The sequence below is a fragment of the Mesomycoplasma conjunctivae genome (assembly GCF_000026765.1).
Lineage (GTDB): Bacteria > Bacillota_I > Bacilli_A > Mycoplasmatales > Metamycoplasmataceae > Mesomycoplasma > Mesomycoplasma conjunctivae.
The window spans coordinates 564240-582138 of the sequence record NC_012806.1 but is presented as its reverse complement, the minus strand read 5'-3'; the positions used below and the strand labels follow the sequence as shown (position 1 = coordinate 582138).

General features: G+C 28.1%; 17 protein-coding genes. All 17 read left to right on the top strand.

Features of this window, described 5'->3' with window-relative positions:
• The first annotated feature begins 303 nt into the window (after nt 1-303).
• The 17 genes from MCJ_RS02385 to MCJ_RS02305 all read left to right on the top strand — a co-directional run bounded on the left by MCJ_RS02385 (nt 304) and on the right by MCJ_RS02305 (nt 17896).
• Complete coding sequence (locus tag MCJ_RS02385; RefSeq protein ID WP_012751705.1) at nt 304-825, top strand: hypothetical protein; 522 nt, start codon at nt 304-306, stop codon at nt 823-825.
• A 60-nt stretch (nt 826-885) separates the two neighbouring features.
• Nucleotides 886-2160, top strand: a complete 1275-nt coding sequence (locus tag MCJ_RS02380) for a DEAD/DEAH box helicase family protein (RefSeq protein WP_129621956.1) — start codon at nt 886-888, stop codon at nt 2158-2160.
• Entirely contained in the window at nt 2153-2830 is a 678-nt protein-coding gene (locus tag MCJ_RS02375) for a hypothetical protein (protein WP_012751703.1), read from the top strand. The genes MCJ_RS02380 and MCJ_RS02375 overlap by 8 nt, the downstream gene beginning before the upstream one ends.
• A gap of 1 nt (nt 2831) precedes the next feature.
• Nucleotides 2832-5069 carry a phage/plasmid primase, P4 family gene (locus MCJ_RS02370; RefSeq protein ID WP_012751702.1) on the top strand — a complete coding sequence of 746 codons (2238 nt, stop codon included), beginning with the start codon at nt 2832-2834 and terminating at the stop codon, nt 5067-5069.
• 16 nt (nt 5070-5085) lie between these two features.
• Complete coding sequence (locus tag MCJ_RS02365; protein WP_041594529.1) at nt 5086-5493, top strand: Eco57I restriction-modification methylase domain-containing protein; 408 nt, start codon at nt 5086-5088, stop codon at nt 5491-5493.
• Nucleotides 5494-5599: 106 nt separating this feature from the next.
• Nucleotides 5600-6136 carry a hypothetical protein gene (locus tag MCJ_RS02360; protein WP_129621952.1) on the top strand — a complete coding sequence of 179 codons (537 nt, stop codon included), beginning with the start codon at nt 5600-5602 and terminating at the stop codon, nt 6134-6136.
• Nucleotides 6123-6956: a hypothetical protein gene (locus tag MCJ_RS02355; RefSeq protein WP_012751699.1), complete on the top strand. Its 834-nt coding sequence runs from the start codon at nt 6123-6125 to the stop codon at nt 6954-6956. The genes MCJ_RS02360 and MCJ_RS02355 overlap by 14 nt, the downstream gene beginning before the upstream one ends.
• The gene (locus MCJ_RS02350; protein ID WP_012751698.1) at nt 6946-8175 is read left to right on the top strand and encodes a DNA cytosine methyltransferase; all 1230 of its coding nucleotides are present in this window, start codon (nt 6946-6948) and stop codon (nt 8173-8175) included. Before MCJ_RS02355 ends, MCJ_RS02350 begins: the two co-directional genes overlap by 11 nt.
• Before the next feature lies 1 nt (nt 8176).
• Nucleotides 8177-8632 (top strand): hypothetical protein, encoded by a 456-nt coding sequence (locus tag MCJ_RS02345; RefSeq protein WP_012751697.1) that lies wholly within the window; start codon nt 8177-8179, stop codon nt 8630-8632.
• Nucleotide 8633: 1 nt separating this feature from the next.
• Nucleotides 8634-9119: a hypothetical protein gene (locus tag MCJ_RS02340; protein ID WP_012751696.1), complete on the top strand. Its 486-nt coding sequence runs from the start codon at nt 8634-8636 to the stop codon at nt 9117-9119.
• A 772-nt stretch (nt 9120-9891) separates the two neighbouring features.
• Nucleotides 9892-10596, top strand: a complete 705-nt coding sequence (locus MCJ_RS02335; protein WP_012751695.1) for a hypothetical protein — start codon at nt 9892-9894, stop codon at nt 10594-10596.
• 18 nt (nt 10597-10614) lie between these two features.
• Nucleotides 10615-11259: a hypothetical protein gene (locus tag MCJ_RS02330; protein ID WP_012751694.1), complete on the top strand. Its 645-nt coding sequence runs from the start codon at nt 10615-10617 to the stop codon at nt 11257-11259.
• Nucleotides 11252-13045: a terminase TerL endonuclease subunit gene (locus tag MCJ_RS02325; RefSeq protein ID WP_012751693.1), complete on the top strand. Its 1794-nt coding sequence runs from the start codon at nt 11252-11254 to the stop codon at nt 13043-13045. Before MCJ_RS02330 ends, MCJ_RS02325 begins: the two co-directional genes overlap by 8 nt.
• Nucleotides 13046-13116: 71 nt before the next feature.
• On the top strand, nt 13117-14205 hold the full coding sequence (locus MCJ_RS02320; protein ID WP_012751692.1) for an ATP-binding protein: 1089 nt from the start codon (nt 13117-13119) through the stop codon (nt 14203-14205).
• Nucleotides 14206-14302: 97 nt separating this feature from the next.
• Entirely contained in the window at nt 14303-15556 is a 1254-nt protein-coding gene (locus MCJ_RS02315) for a phage portal protein (protein WP_129621997.1), read from the top strand.
• Nucleotides 15513-17558 carry a hypothetical protein gene (locus MCJ_RS02310; protein WP_041594527.1) on the top strand — a complete coding sequence of 682 codons (2046 nt, stop codon included), beginning with the start codon at nt 15513-15515 and terminating at the stop codon, nt 17556-17558. The genes MCJ_RS02315 and MCJ_RS02310 overlap by 44 nt, the downstream gene beginning before the upstream one ends.
• Nucleotides 17558-17896 (top strand): hypothetical protein, encoded by a 339-nt coding sequence (locus MCJ_RS02305; RefSeq protein ID WP_012751689.1) that lies wholly within the window; start codon nt 17558-17560, stop codon nt 17894-17896. The genes MCJ_RS02310 and MCJ_RS02305 overlap by 1 nt, the downstream gene beginning before the upstream one ends.
• The last annotated feature ends 3 nt before the right edge of the window (nt 17897-17899 follow it).

Sequence of the window (17899 nt, the reverse complement as noted above, 5' to 3'; positions counted from 1 at the left end):
TTTAAACACATTGTTCATAATAATTATAATAAAAAAGTTAAAGAAAATCTATTAAACCACTAATCTTTAGTTTTAATCACTATCTAATAAAAAGTTAAAGAAATCATTATAACTCATTAGTATTACAAATTTTAACCAACTAAATATAAAAAAATCGTATGGTTCCTTTAAAATAGGTGGGAGATTAGGGAACTTTTGTTAACAGAAGGCATATTTAACAGTATGCCTTTTTTTATTAAAAAAATACAATTAACCAAACTATAATCACCAAACAAAACCAAATTATAAGAAAGAAATAAATTAATGAAAAAAGAAAATTCTTTTTCACCGCAAAATTGAGATTTTACAATTAACATTGATGAGTTATTTAAAACTGATGGGTGAGATGACCCTGGTGTAGAACGTAGTGCTTTAGATATTGAATTAGAACAATATGCTAGGCAATTAGAATTCGATGCTAAACTAGACAAAATTCAAAAAACTAAATATTTTAGCGATGAAGAATTGCTTAGTCTTTTAGATACTTACACTATTGATGAATTATTGCAACAAGCAATATCAGGGGCTACTAAAGCTAACCCGGTGCTAATAAATTATAGTGCTAAAAATTCTTCTAATGTACAAGAATCTCAAAATTTAAATCAAAGTAAAGATGATTTTATAAAACCTTTATTCAAAAATACTAAAAATATTTTTATCAAAAGTATTAAATCATTTTTACAGAAAAAAATATTCAAAATAAACCTTGATTCTTACCTTGATTTTAAAAATCAAAAAATACCTTTATATAATTGAAAATTTAGACACTCATCGAGTGTGCCTTAACATTAGGTTCTCCTATCAGTATGATAGAAATTAATAATAAGAAAGTTGTTAACAATAGTTATGATAAAACCGTTTTTATTCTATGAATTTAGAAGAGATGCACTATATATAGCACGCTCTAAAAACCGGTTTATGTTAGGTGTCGATAAAAGTTTAGGAAAAAATAAAATTGTTGCAGAGTGAGCAGCTTATGCTTTTAATAAAGCTATTGCCAACATTGTAATTGTAGTTGATGCTAAACAAGTAGACAATTGAGCTTATGAAATTAAAAATAAGTTCATTAAAAACCGCATTCTTGCCATCAAGGAAAACAAACCACTCTTTGCTGAACTTATTAACAATACTGTTTTCCATATTTTTATAATGTCATATACCACATTTTATGCGCTTCACTCAAATATTAGAATACCTTTTCACCTTGTGATTGCAGAGGCTAAAATCTTAAAAGAACATGATAGCAAAATAAGTCAAGCTTTTTTATCAATTAGTGGGCTAATTCAAGAGATGTTGTTATTATCTAGTAGTAATTTTGCTTGTCAATATGAGCAACTTTATATTCCCATTAAGTTATTAAAACTTTTGCCAGATACAATAAATTATTTAGACTTTAAAAAGGCAATTAATGTTGAGCAAGATCACCAAAATATTAATCATTTTTTAAAATTAATTGAACTCCAAGCTTATTTTATTACTTCAACAGAAATAGCACAATTACCAAAAGTTAAAGAGTATAAATACATGGTAGAGGCACCGCAGGAATATTTTGCAAAAGAAAAAATTACCTTTAATAATTCCAAGCTTGAAATGCAAGATTTGACAAACTTGCGAAAATTAGCTTCCGGGATTCTGATAGGTGAAAACAGGAAAGCAACAATTGTAAGTAATTATAAAATTAATTACATTAAAAAACTAATTCAACCCAAGACCAATTACTGTATTTTTTACAATTTTAATGAAGAGTTAGAGATGATAAAAGAATCATTATCGAAATTTAAAATTTTTGAAATTAATAAAACTAAAGTTGAATTACAAGAAGCTCTTAAGTATGAAGACAATTTTATTATTGCCATCCAGTATAAATGGGGTGCCCGTGGCTTTAAAGGTTTAGAGAATAAAGTTTTTAATCAAATATACTTTTCCCCTTCCCTTAATAAAGAGGATTTTTGGCAATCATACATAAGAATCTACCGACCAGGACAAAAGCAAGAAGTCAATTTTTATTATATTGCTGGTAAAAATTCAATTGAGTTAGCAATATATCACCACCTTTTTCAAGCCAAAAATTTCTCTTTAGAAACATTTAAAACATATATTAAGAAAGGAAACAATGAGTAAAATAAATTATCACCAATTATTCGAAGAATCAAAAAAAGAATTCAATGCTAATCGTAGTTTAGAACCTGGTAATTATTTAGTCAAAATTTTAAGTGCTGATGTAGTTTTACAAGACTATAAATTTGGCAATAGTAATACGATTGTTAAATTACAAACTTTGCAAATTAGCTTTGAAGTTATTATGGGCAAGAGAAAAGGATTTACCAATAAACTAATCTTGATTTTAGACCCACGTTATAAAGATAAAACAAGTGATAAAAATGCAGGTTATAAAAAATTTATGACAAGTATTTACCAATTAGGATTTATTTGTGAAATGTTTGGCATTCCTTGACAATATATTGAACAAATTAAAAACTCAAGTCAGGAATTAAATGGGAAACAAATTGGTATTCGAGCTAACCAAGTAAAAAATGAGCAAGGAATTTTTACCTATTACAATATTATCACAAGCAAAGAACAAGTTGATCTGCTTTACGAGCTTCAAGAAAAAGAATTTAAAAGTGCGCTTGCAGCACAACAAAAAAGTTTAGCTCTTTCACCTAAATACACTCCACTAAATAGTTTTGCTTCTAATAATGAAAATAAAAATCCAATTTTTATTAATGAAGATGACACAACTGTTAGTGATTTTATTATTGATGAATTAGATAGCATGAACAAGGATTAAGATGTCACAAGATCTTAACTTGTCAAAGTTTGTTGATTTATATGGTGAGAGTGCCGAATTTATCCCTTTAAATGCTGATAAGAGTCCTAGAATTAAAAAGTGAAGTGGCACTGGTAGCACTAGGTACAAACTAAAAGAAATTTTTAGCGAGCAAAATATCGGGATGATTGTGCCTCCTAATTATTGTGTTATTGATATCGATAACAAAGACAATCCAGAGACAAGTACAAAATTAATTAATCTTATTACTCGCTTAAAACTCAAAACAAGTATTCTTGAGACTACTAGAGGTCACCACTTTTTCTTTCATTGCTCAATTGCTAAACCTTATACAGATACCCTACTAGCTTTAGGAATAAAAGCTGACATAAAAACCGGCTTTAAAAATGCCTATACAATGATTAAACAAAATGGTAAATGAAGAAAGTGGATTCAACTATTAGAGCCGCAAAAATTAGATTATTTACCTAGATTTTTAACACCTATAGGTGGAAGAATAGCCGAAAAGATTGCTGAACTTGATACGCCAACAAATTTAGTTGAGGGTTCCCGTCGTAATAATTTTTTTGCAAGAGTATTTCCACTTTATCGTCTAGGTTATAGCAAGCAGGAAATTATTGATATTATCACATATTTAAATATCTTTTTTGTATCAAAACCAATATCAGGTCACGAGATTAAAAAAATCTTTGATGGCTTTGATAATATTTTTATTAATCAAAATTTAACACCTGATTATGACAAAGATAATCAAGGTGATAACCAAGAACTTTTTGCCAACCTTGAAGCAACTACAAGACAAGAAGGTTTGCCTTCACCTTTTGAATTTTTCCAAGGTAGCAAATTCAAGCATAACCTATTAGCAGACTATTTAATTGAAAAGTACCATATTAAAATATTTAATGAATTAATTTACTTTTACAATGGCTACATTTATGTCTGTGATGAAGTCAAACTTAATGGGAAAATGCTTGAGATAGTCCCGGATTTGACAATGCGACAAATTCAAGAGGTTACCAAAAATATTTTAAATAAGCCAACTATTACTTATGCAGAATTAGAATTTAATATTGTAGCACTAAAGAATAATTTAGTCAACATTAATACTCGTGAAATAATGCCTTTTGACCCTAAATACTTTATTATCAACCAACTTCCAATTGACTATGATGACAAAGCAGATGATAGCCAAATCCAACGATTTTTAAAGCAAATATGTAGCAATGACATACAACTTGTACAAATCCTAATGGAATTTTTAGGATATTGTTTAACTGGCGACTTAAGATATCAAAAAGCCTTATTGCTTTTTGGTCCAAGTGCTGCAAATGGAAAATCTACTTTCCTTTCACTAGTTATCGCACTTTTTGGTAAAACTAATACTTCTAACATTGCCCTTGAAAATGTTGGCAAACGATTTCAAACCGCTAACCTTCTTAATAAAATGATTAACATTGGTGGTGACATTAGTGTTGATCATATCAAAGAACCTGCTACTCTTAAAAACCTAATTACTGGTGATATTATTACTGCAGAGTTTAAAGGGCGAGATGTTTTCTCTTTTGAAAACAAGGCAAAAATGATTTTTGCAACCAATAAACTTCCAAGTAGTGGTGAGCGTTCAAATGGATTTTTTAGAAGGTTTATAATTTTACCCTTTTTAACCCAATTTAAAGGTGATAATGTCGATATTAATATCTTAGACAAATTAAGAACCCCTGCTAATTTATCAGCACTTTTTAACCTTGCACTTCAAGGTTATTCTAGATTAAAAACTAATGGTGAATTTACTCATAGTCAAAAAGCATCACTACTTTTAGAACTCTATGCCAAGAAAAACAACCCTGTTATTTTGTGACTTGAGGAAAATGCAAAACAACATGGAGAAAAAGGAAGAATTTACCTCAAAAAAGGAACTATTATTCGCCAATCATCACCTTATGATACATATTTAAATTACCAAAGCTTTTGTGAAAAATATGGTTATAAACCTTTATCAGTCATCAACTTTAGTGAAGAAATTATTACTTATTATGCCGATGAAGGCATCCAAAGTGATGGCCAATTTTGAAGATGAGTGGATCATGAACAAACTACTAATCAGACCAATAACAACACTAATCAAACAAGTAGTCAACAATACTTGAGTGGTTCACCACACAATAATAGACAAGAAAAAGAAGATGATAAGCAAGAGTCAGAAGATGACTTTGACTTCTTGTCTGATATTTTCGATTAATTAAGAAAGGAAAAAAATGAACATCCCTATTACCAAATTTAAAAAACAATTTGATTATATAATGTCTAACCCACCTTATCAAATTAATTTACCAACTAGTGAAGAACAAATTATAAAAAATGCTGCTCCAATGTATAACTATTTTATATTAGCAGCTTGGGAGTTTGCTAGATGCTTTGCTTTCCTTACACCTAGCACTTGATTAGTTTCAAAAGCACCAATCAATAAATATTTAATAGATTTGGTAAAAAACAATGTGCGTGCTGTTGGTATTTTTAGTAATTTAAGGCCATTATTTACAAATATTGGAATAGGTAGTGAAATTAGTTTTGTCATTGTGGATAAGAAAATCAAAAAAAAAAAAAAAAAAAACGCACCATTTTTTTTGAAAATGAAAAAAAACACTAGGAGAGCATGATTCTAATTGAGAACTAGATCAACACAATAAAAGTAATTTTATAGACGAGGATATAGGAATTTATTTAAAAAATCATAATTCCTTTCCTATTATCAAAAAAATAAAGTCATATATGAAGGAAAACAACATTGTTTCTTTTGAAAATAGGAAAGTTATACAGCAAAACATTACAAGAAGGGAAATTAGACCTTATATTTGTTTAGACCAAAAATGTCCACAAAAGCACGTACGAGTAGCAAATTATATTGTTGGCAACAACCAAGATAAGATACATATGGATTTTTTTACTGATAGTAAAAAACGAGAAGAAATTTTAAAAAACCTACCCTATTGAAAAATAGCACGGAATAGATTTGGGTTGAAACATAATAAATGATTTATTGTTCCTCCTTATGTTTTATGGATTTCAGAAATTTATTTTTTAACTGTAAATAGCAGAACAGAAGCAAACAATTTTATTAAATTCTCACAAAACAAAATATGCGATGTAATAAGTAGTGCACCAGCCTTTACTCAAAAAAATAGAAATCAAGATTTATTCCTGTATCCCTGACTAGATTGGAAAAATTACGATGATAAACAACTTTATAAGATTCTTAAATTAAGTGGCAAGGAGATTAATTACATAAAAAAATATGTTTGAATTTAAACCTATTAAAGATTTACAAGATCACAAAAAAAGAAAGTTTGATAGAGATGCAAATATTGTTAAAAAACTTGAGGAATTTGTGGCTTTTTTAAAACCTAAGTTGAATGAAGTACAGCAAAGTATTTTTGAACAAATCAAACCTGTAAAACCAGTTTTTTATACAAGGAAGGGAAAAAATGTAAAGTTTACTCATAATGGAAAAACTTATGGCTCTGATGATAAAGATAATGTAGAAATCTTTACACCAAGACATGCTATTTTAAAAATGTATAAAATTAGTGATAAAGAGGTCTTAGATTTTACCAAAACTTTTTTAGAGCCTTGTGCCGGAGTTGGCAACTTCACTGTTGTTCTATTTTATTTAAGAGCTAAAAACATTAGACCAGACAAAATATTTTGATATAACTTTTTAATTTTGATTAGCAACATTTACTCAATGGATGTCAATTTAAATTTAGTCAAAGAACATATCAATAGATTATTTTACAACTTGTGCTTATTTGTTAACAGAGCACCAAAAGTTTATTATGATTTAGTAAAAATAATATTGTGTCTTAATAATGTTTGAGGCTCTTTTAATTTAACTCCAGCTTTTGCCGAATATAGCAAATATAAACAAGGAAAAGCTAATCAATTCGAACTTTTTAACAAAGAGTTTCCCGTTGGTTATTACATGCCTTTTGATTATAAAATCTGATTCAATCAAGATGTAAATAATGATAATTGAGAGCATCTATTAAAAGATGCAAAACCAATTGCATTTTTAGATTGAAAAAATTTAATTATCCACTTTTTAGGTGAGTTTAAAAATGACAAATAAAAAACATTTAACTATTTTTGAAGCATTTGCTGGATATGGTTCCCAATATCTAGCACTTAAAAAAGAAGCAGAAGATTACAAAATAAAAGTTGATTCTCTTGGAATGATTGAATGATATATTCCAGCAATTAAAGCTTACACACATCTACACGATCTTAATTACTTTTTAGACTACTCTTATACAGAAGAGGAAGTCAAAGCTATTAATCAATTAATATTTTCCAATGATAGCAAAAAACCAAACAAAACAAATTATTTATTAACCTTAAATGAAGATAAAAAAGATTTAATTGTACCTTATTTGCTCCCTTTTGTAAGGCAACCAAATAATTATATAAGTGATATTAAAAACCACAACCAACCTTTACCTAAAGATATTGATATCCTAACCTATTCTTTCCCTTGCCAAGATATTTCCAATATGGGAAGTAAAAAAGGCTTTGCTGATAATAGTAATACCCACTCTTCTATGTTGTGGCATATAGGGAGATTATTAGAGTTATCAGATTTAGATTTAAGGCCAAAAATATTATTAATGGAAAATGTTGCTGCTTTAGCATCAAATAAATTTGATGAAGATTTAAATAAATGATTATTAAGATTGATTGACCTAGGTTATCGCACTAAATGTGAAATTTTAGATGCAGGTGATTTTGGTAGCTCACAAAGAAGAAAAAGGTTGTTCTGTGTCTCTTGATTAGAAAATAAATTCAATAATTACTTTAGCTTTTGAGATATTAACAAATGAAAAAATAAATATGACAACCTTATTATCAATCACATTATTAACCATGAACATAACACACCAGAGAATAACCTTTTTGGCAAATTAATTAAACCAGAGAACTTGCCAGAGTTTAAGAAAAATGGTGATGTTATTTCTTGCAAATTACAAGGTCTTCCCTTATTTAATATTGAAGCAAGTGTGTTTGATCCTAAGGGAAAAGGGCGTACAAATATAGCCAGATCTAATGTGATAAAAGTAAAGTTGCAAGACAATTATATTCGCTCTTTAAAATATGATGAAGTCCTTAGATATATGGATTTAGACCAAAGTGAAGTTGACAAAATTTTAAAAGCTAATTTAGCACCAACACACTTTTATAGAATTGCAGGCAATTCTATATGTATTAAGCCTTTACGTGCAATTTTTGGGCTTATTATTGAGTTTTTTAACAACAATCTCAAAGAAGATAAAACCAACAAAAAAGGAAAATAAAATGGAACAAAATAAAAATTTAAAAATGCTAAACATTATTCTAATTATTGAACAATTAAAAGAGATTGCTAAATTAAACAAAATTATAGATCGACATTTTGTAATACCAGAAACAACAGCAATACAAGTATATTTCAAACAAGAGAAGTTCCCTTATTATGATAAACTAGAAGACATGGATCTTTTTTATTGTATTTTTGAAAAAACATGGTCTTTAAAACCTTTGTTTGTTTGACCAACCCAATATTTATTGGAATTGCAAGCCAAAGAACAATTAGACCCTCTTTATATTAATAAGATTATTAACCACCTAAATAATCAAGTGACTCAAAACAGTTTGCTATCACGAAATATCAAAAAACTTGAATATTTATTAAAACAATTAAAAGAAAATTTAGATAGTTATAAAATTGCTTTAGAGAAAAACCAAATTATAAGTAAGGAGATTCTATTTTAGAATGAATTTACACAATATAAAATTACCAAAAGATTTTTTTAAACAATTAAATAAAATAATACGACTTGTTAATTTATATTGAGATTACAGCAATCATGATCAAAGAGATTTTGATATACTAAGTGATTATTGTTCTTCAAATTTAATAATTAAGGATTTAAACAAAATAAAAAAAGAATTATTAAAAGACTCTAGAAATTTCAATGAAAATAGGTTAGCAAAATATTTAAATAGTGATATATTAACCAATTACATAAATGGACTAGAAAGAAAGTTAGAAATTTACCAATTAGGAGTCATGCAATGACAAAAAAATATTTTTAAAAGGTTAGATTTTTTTCTTAGTATAAAAGACTACATAAATGAATATATTAAAATAGATCCAACTATTTATAATAGAAAGCTTATTACAGTAAAAGAAAATAATAAAAGAAAAGACCAATTGATAACAAAAGATGAAATTGAAAAAGTATTTAAGAAAAATTAACTTATATTAATTAAATAAACAAATATAAAGTTAAGCAAGAGTGCTTACTTTGTGTGACTTTTTTTACACCCTAACGGGTGTTTTTTTATTATTTTAAACAACAACAATAGTTAAACACTGATTCCTATACTAGTGAATTGCCTTTTAGTAGTTTAATTAACCTTATAAGGAACTTAAAGGTTGACTTAACAAGATTTAGCTTTATGACTTTACTATAGGGGGGAGTTTAAAAAAACAGGGTTGAGCTGTTTACCGAGCACCCCACCTTGTTGTGCATTTTTTTTAGATTTTGAAAAACAAAATTATTTTTTTATAGCTTTTATTATAATCTTTTTTCTCAATTTATTTTTAAATATTATTGATAATATGATCATCATTTTTAGCTACAATCTTTCTTTTGCCTTTTCCCCAAAGTGACTATTATTTTTTTAATTTATAAAGATTTTAAAAATGTGTGTAGAAAAAGATTAACTTACATTTTTGAACAAAAAAAATTTTACCTGGAAAAAAGGTTTTTAAAAGTGTGTGTCTTTATTTTTCTACACACATTTTTAAAAAAAGGATAAAATAGAGTAAAAAGCCTGTATTTAGGTGCTATTTTGATAAAAAAGTATTATAATATAAAGTGTGTTAGTGTAAGTAAAATTAAAAATAACTTGGTTGAACAAAAAAATTTTTTTAAAATTTAAAAAATAAAAATGAGTTTATTTTTAAAAAACTTACACCAACGTACTTTTTTGAGTTCAAAAAATAATTAAAAAACAGGATAAAAATGGAATTAATTTTTACTGACAACAATAATAAAAAATTAAATTTTAAATACCAAAAATTATGGCAAGAATGAGAAGCACAAGTAAAATCTCAAATTCAATGACAGAGCAAGGAGGAAATTGCATTGTATGATTGAAAAGCACAATTAGATATTTGTAGAAATACGGTTCAACATCAAAGGGATTTGGGTTTACAAGGTTTATGCTTAGTAGCCTACATTAATGTTAAAATCCAAAAAAGCCAAAAAGATCCTTATTATAAGAATATGCCAATTAATGAATTAGTTTTTGAATTTGCTTTTAATAAGGATGGAAACAATATTATTAATTGAGCTACATTTTTTGGGATTTATCACTTATTTAGAGATTATCAAACAGAAGCTAAAGAGAAAAAAATTAAATATAATAAGTATGAATTACTTACCAATTGATATGGCTTAACAGGCCAAAATATGATAAATAGATATCTAAAGCCGAAAGCTAACACTAAAGTAGTTTCATTTTCTAAAAGTTTTTTTGTCGTTATGAAATACGCCAGCTTAAATATGCCAGAATACAAGTGTGCCCAAATATTGTCGGGTTGGATAAATCTAAATCACAATTACATCACACATTCACAATATGATAAACAAATATTGCAATTAAGATTAGCAGTTGAGGAGTTAATCCAAAAACTTAAACAAATCTCAAATGACTTTTTATTTTAATCAAGGAGGTAATTTTAATTGAGTCTAAAAAAACAGGAAAAAATCGATTTATTTAAACAATTTAAAAATAAAAAAGAGATTCAAAAGATCTTGAAAAATATTGAAGAAGAAAATGCTAACAAACCTTTTAAAGCTGATGATTTTATAATATTTTTATTTTCAATGGATGACTTGATCCAAAAAATTAAAGCTCAGGAATTAATCTTTAAACAATGAACTCAAAAGATTAAACCAAATAAAATCAAACAACTTAAAAAGGACATTGATTTTTATAATGCACATATTAAAAGGTTGGAACAATCAATCGATAAAAACAAGCAATTAATGGAAAATATTTATAGTAAAAATAAGAAAGGGGATGCTATTAAGACGCCAGAGCTCAATGCTTTTAATACAATGATAGACCGGGATTATAAAAGTCTTGTTAAAACCCGCGAGGACTATAACAGAGCAAAAAAGGAATTGCTAGAAATTAGCGCCACCAATCTTGTTTATTCAATTGATGATAAAGGTATTCTTAAAAAGCAAGATATCGATTTAAACCAACATTATAACCAAATTATTAATATGTTAGCACAACTAGGATTAACACCTTTGTCCAGACAAAAGTTAAAAGAAAGTATTATTGAAGAGCAAGAAGAAGATTTATCAGCTTATGAATAAAGAAGTACAACAAATTTTAAATTGATTTAACAATTATAAAATTGCTCCTGATGATTATACTACTCAATATGCTTATAAAGTGGTTAATAAACAAATAATTACCTCTAATATGGTTTATTTGCAGTGTTTGCGTCATGTAATCTTTTTGTATCGTCAACAAGAGGTAAACTTTCCCTTCCGCTTTTATAAAAAACCTTTATTAAATCTAATTAATTTTACAAAAGATATTGTTATCCCTGAAACTAAAAAAGCTTTCATCTTTCCTGATTTTCGACAATTTATGGCGGGTTTTATTTTGGGATGAAGATACAAAGATGACCCCGAAAGTATGATAACTGAGCAAGTCTTCGATGTTGAAGCACGTAAGCAATGGAAATCCTCTTTTTGAGCAATGTTTGCTCTAGCAGTTGCCAATGGTATCACAAATGATAGCGCTACACAAACTTATATTATAGGACCACAAAGGGAAGCAAGTAGAATTGTCTACGATACAGCACAAAAGTATATTCAAAGTACTAAAAAAATGCGTGCCCGTTTTCATAAGTACAACACTATTCAAATCATTAGTAAGAAAAAAGGACTCATTAAAGCTTTAGCATTTGAGAAAAAAGCCCTTGAGGGTAAAAACCCTTCCCTTGTGATTTTAACAGAGTACCACCTTCACAAAGACGATACAATCCAAGAATCAGCAATGTTGGCAAATAACTTGTCAAGAAAGAATTTTTTAATTATTTATGATACTACTAAAGGAAACAATATTGACTCAGTTTGTTATGAACGTGAGCATTCTTATAAAACATTTCTGAAAAGACAAATTGATAACCCTTTTGTTGAGGATCCAACTTTTTCGGTGTTTTTATGAGCTGCAGAATTAGACAAAGAAGATTATAATAATTGAGAAGATGAATCCTTATGGATTAAAGCAAATCCTGCTTTAGGAATTAGTGTTTCTCTTGATAAGTTACGGCAAGAGTATTCCCTTATTACTAGTATTGCCAGTGAAAACGAGTTTAAAATTAAAAGGTTAGGAATGTGAGTTTCTAATGCTAATGGTTATTTTAAAGATCAAGATATTAAAGCATCGCAAGAGGAAAACAAAGCTATTGTTAAAAAATTAATTAATGATAACTTTTTTAAAGACTACCCAGGTATAATAGGAGTTGATTTGTCTTCAACAACAGATACCACCGCTATTTGCATTGCTTGAGAGGTTCCACAAGAAGATGGCGAACCTTTGTGAGTTTTTAAGGTCTTAGGATTTTTACCAAACTCTCACATTCACAAAAAAATAGAACGTGATGGTGCCCCTTATTTAGATTGGCAAAGAGATAATTTTATCGAACTAATTAATGGCCAAACTATCGATTATAAAATAGTATCCAAAAGACTAATTGATTGAAAAAAAGACTTTAATATTTATGCATTAGCTTATGATCCTTGGGCTTTTAGCATCATTAAAGACTATATTTTAAAAGATGGTAATTTTAACGAGTTTGAGCTAATCAAAACTAAGCAAGGAGTATTTTTATCACCTGCACTTATTCGTTTTGAAAAAAAATTAAAAGATAAAAAAATCTATATCATTGATGATAATAAGTATGCTATTTCGCACATAATAAATACAGCAGTAAAAAATGTTGATAATCTTTCGGGAAATGTCTTTGTTTCCAAAATTAATCCTAACAAGAGGATTGATGCCTTTATAGCTATGCTAATGGCTGCTAACCAATTACATAGATCTGATGAAGGTGTAGCTAGTGGATTTTATTATGTCCCCGATGCTTAAATAATCGTAAGAAATGTAATAAATTAAGAACATTATTTCAGTGATAATGTGTAAATATAAGGTAAGCAAATATGAAGAAAAAAAATGTTATAAATTTAATAAAATATTATGTCGATAGAAATGAAAATTCTTTTAGAAATGAGGCAATAGAAGTAGCAAGAGCTTTTGATAGGGTGGGAGACTACGAGTTATCCGAATATATTATGAGCTTAATAGCTGAAATGAATTTACAATCAGTAAAAGTTAGTGATTTGACAAGTAAGTTGGAAATTAATTTTGAAGGTCAGTTTTTAAAACCAGTAAAAATAAAAAACCTTGATAATTTAACTTTACCACTTGAAATAACAGAAGATATACAAGGTATTATTAACGCTATAAACCATAATATAGGTATTAATAAATTTTTATTTGAAGGATTACCAGGTACTGGAAAAACAGAGGCAGCCAAAAATATAACAAGATTGTTGGGAGGAACTCTTTTTATAGTTAGTTTTGATAATCTAATAGATAGTAAGTTAGGGGAAACTATTAAGAACATAACAAAGGTATTTGAAGAGATAAATAGACTTCCAAATACAAATAAAATTGTAGTTTTGTTTGATGAAATAGATGTTATTGCTTTGGATCGTATTAGTTCCAATGATGTAAGAGAGATGGGAAGGGCAACATCTACTATTTTAAGAGAATTAGATAGACTAACAGAGTTTAATAAAGAAATTATACTTATTGCAACTACTAATTTATATTCAAATTTGGATAAAGCATTAATTAGAAGATTTGATGCTACTATTGATTTTAATAAGTATTCCAATGAAGATTTAATAAAGGTTGCTGAATATTATTTTAATTCTTTTATCAAGAATTTTAAAGGAATATCAAAGGATACAAAATTATTTAAAAAAATATTGCAAATAGCAGGAAAACTACCTTCTCCAGGTGAATTAAAAAATATTATCAAAACATCACTTGCTTTTAGTAAGGTTGGCTCTGAGTATGACTATTTAAAAAGGCTGTATAAAAGTTTAATAGGAAACTTAAGTGCAAAAAGTACAAACCAACTCCAAGAAGAAGGCTTTACTGTAAAAGAGATAGAAAAGCTAAAAATGGAGTATGAAAGTGAGGAGTCACCCCTCAAAAAAGATAAAGAAGATAGCCAATAATTGTTAATAAGATAATTTTTTTAAAAAATAAAAATATATGTTATAATTAAGATAACACGCCAAAAACAAATTTTGAACCTTTCAAAGGAGTTTTTAAGTGTTATCTTTTTTTACTAACTTTAAGAATTTAACTATAAAGTTATTAAATACTTCCTCAAGAAGGAAGAGTAGTTCTTTTAATAATAATCGTCCAGAGCCCATAAATTTAAATTATCAATTTAGTGATAATAATCAAAAACTAACACCGGAAGAGGCTTTAACTTTTGGTATATTTTCGCGGGCATTGCAATTAATTACAAATGATATTGCTAAAGTTAATTTTTTGCATATTAGAGACAACCAACAAATAAATTCCCCTTTACTATTTATTTTAAACAAACAACCCTCCCCTTCTCTAACTCCATGAGAATTTAAAAAGTTAGTTGTTTGGAATCTTTTATTATATGGTTACTCACCTATTTTAAAAGTTAAAAATGATAAAGGTGAAGTTATAAGTTTAACACCAATATTTCCTGGCATCATCCAAAAAACTCAAGATGATAACCGGATTTTTTACACTGTTAAAATGCCTCATAGCGAAATAAAATACAATGATGATGATATCATATGAATAGAGTACGAATTTATTGCTGGGTTTGAGAACCTTTCTTTTCTTTCACTTTTTAAATCTACGATAACTAAGATTAAAGAAAATGAACAATCAATGCTTAAAGCAATTAAAAACGACTTAAGTTATTCTCTATTTATTAAAATTCCTGCAGTTACCAATGAAGAACAACAAAAAAAGGCTCAAGAAGCTTTAAATGCAATGATTGCCCGACAAAAGCAACAAGGTTACGCTGGGATTGTCATAGACCAAAAGTGGGACATAGGTAAAGCAACTGATGTTTTAAACATGCGACTTGACCTAAATACTCGTAATAACATAGCAAAGGAGTTTGCTAGTATTTTAGGTATTCCGCCAGCCAAGCTAGGTATTGAAGACCAAAATAAATATAACTCAAGCGCAGAACTAAATAAAGCTTATACCGACAATGCCTTAATTCCGCTTTTAATTAATATTTGCCAACGGCTCTCTATTGAACTAGTACCAAATAGTGAACTAATAACATTTAGACCTATTGATCTATTATCTATGGACACCAAATCCATTCAAGAATTAGCAGCTAGTGGAGTTAATAACGGATACTTAACACCTAATGAAGTGCGTGCTTTTTTAGGACTTAAAGCATTAAAAGATGGTGATCTTTTACTAATTAATTCGACACTGGTTCCTTTGAAAAATATTGAAGAAAATAAGGAGATAGATGCCAAAATTAATTTACAAAAACAGCAATCAAATAATAACTAAAGAAGATGGTAAAACTTTAGAGCTCATTATTGAATTAGATAGTTGATCTCCAATTAATGAAGATAATGGCCTTAAGTATCGTGAAAAAATAGCTCTTGATGCTTTTGACCATCAACTACCTTTTAATAAACAAAAAATTAATTCTTATTTAGATCATAAAATCTCAATTGAAAACCTTTTAGCATCGACAAAAGATCAATCAATGACTATTGAAAAAGTTGATAAAACTATTGTTGCCAAAATTAAGGTTAACAATGAAAATGAACAACTAACAAAAGTTGCCAAATTAGTTGAAAAAGGAGTGCTTGAGTCTAATAGTTTCATCTTTGAAGCACTCGAAGTTGAAACCCAACCTAACTCCAGTGTAGATTGTGATATTGATATTATTTTTAAAAAAGGTAATTTAATCTCAATTGATCCAGTACATGCCGGATTTTATCCACAAAACAAGGCAAGAGTCTATGCCAAAAATAACAAAAGTATTATCAAAATTTTAAAATTAGGAGAAAAAATGGAAAATAAAAACAAAGTTAAACAAAGTGAAAACATTAAAGAAGTATTAGAATCACAACCAGTGGTTGATAAAGAAGAACAATTAGCAACCCTTACTAAAATTAGCGAACAAAACTTAACTCTTATCAAACAAAATCAAGATAACAATAACCGTTTTTTAGAAATTTCTAAATCATTAGTCGAATCTAATAAAACCCAACAGGAAGCAATAGAAAAGGTTTTAGAAACTATTAAAAAAGATCAAAATAGTATGAATAAATTAGCGCATTCTTCCCTCTATTCTAAACCTGATAGCCAAAATATTTCCACTTTTGAGCTTATCAAAAAAGCTAAAATTGGTAAATTAAGCGATGATGAGAAACAAGATTTATTTAAACGCACATATTTAGATTTACCAGAAGATAAAAAACGTTCAATTGAATTTGTATCAACAGAAATCAAAGATATTAAACAATCATACGAGCAAAGAGCTTTGGATGGGACAACTCCTTTAAAAGGTTTAGCAGTTATTGAGACTATCCAAATGCCTCATATTATTTCTCAGCTTGAAAAAATCTTTCCTGAGTTTAGCGATGTATCACAAAAAATTCCTTTGAGTGCTTTAAATGAAGTTAAACAATTAATTTATATTGATGATACTCAAGACGTACCAGTTATTGGTGAGGCAGAAGATGCTATCGAGTTTGGTGGTAAAACGTTATCAGTTTTATTAAAACCACACCGTCGGGCTTTACACCTAAAAATTAATAAAGCTTTACCTCACTATGAAGAGTTATGAGACAAACAAATCACTAATGCACAAAATCAAATTATTACTTCATTACGTAAAGATTTCTATAAAAATATTTTTGCATCTGTAGACTCAAAAATTGATGTTGATAATAATTATGTTGGAGGTCCTACAATTTCTGCACGTATTAATTCAAAATATCAAGGTCGCCTCTCATTTGAAGATTTTGACCAAATTATCGACTCTTTTAAAGACCAATATCGTTTTGATAATTTTGCAGACTTTGTTTTTGTGCTACACACCACTACTTGAAATGGATTGATAAGACCATATATTACCAATACTTATAGCAACTTTATCCCAGAAGTTTTAGATATTGTTAACAAAACATATCGTGGTGTAAAAGTAATAACAACCGATTTTTATCCTAAAACTAAATTTGAAGACAAAACTGCAATGAAAAGAATAGCAAGTGAAGTGAGGGGGATGTTTACTGACAATAAAAATCCAGCTACCAAGGAATCTGACCTCACTAGCGATGAAATAATTGTTTTCAACTCTCATTATGCGATCAAAGGTGAGCGTGCCCTCTTATTTTTCAACTCTAAACATTTAGTGGCTTATGGATTAGATTTTGTACTTGAAGATGACCCTTATGGTGGAATTAAAAAAGGTCTTGATTCTAAAATTTTAACAACTAGAGGAGAAATTAAATTAACTGATCCTTACATTAATACTAGATACGTTGAAATTAGATAATGGCAATAATTGATCCACAACATCCTTTATATCAGTGACTAATTGATTTTAAATATCGTAATGCAATTGGGACAAATTTGTTAGACTCAATTATTATTGATTACATCGAAATAGCAAGAGTAAATGTTTGGACACAATATTATCAACTACCTTTAAAAGAATTATCAGGTCGTTATTTTATTGATGATAACCACGAGTGAGCTTGAGACTTAAAAACTAAAATGGCAACCTTACATTTAGCAGCTACTTATCACAATAATCCCGATAGCATGAATAAAGATGCCGACCCTAACAAAATGATTATTGATATTTTAGGAGATCGAGTTAAGTTTATTTAATCA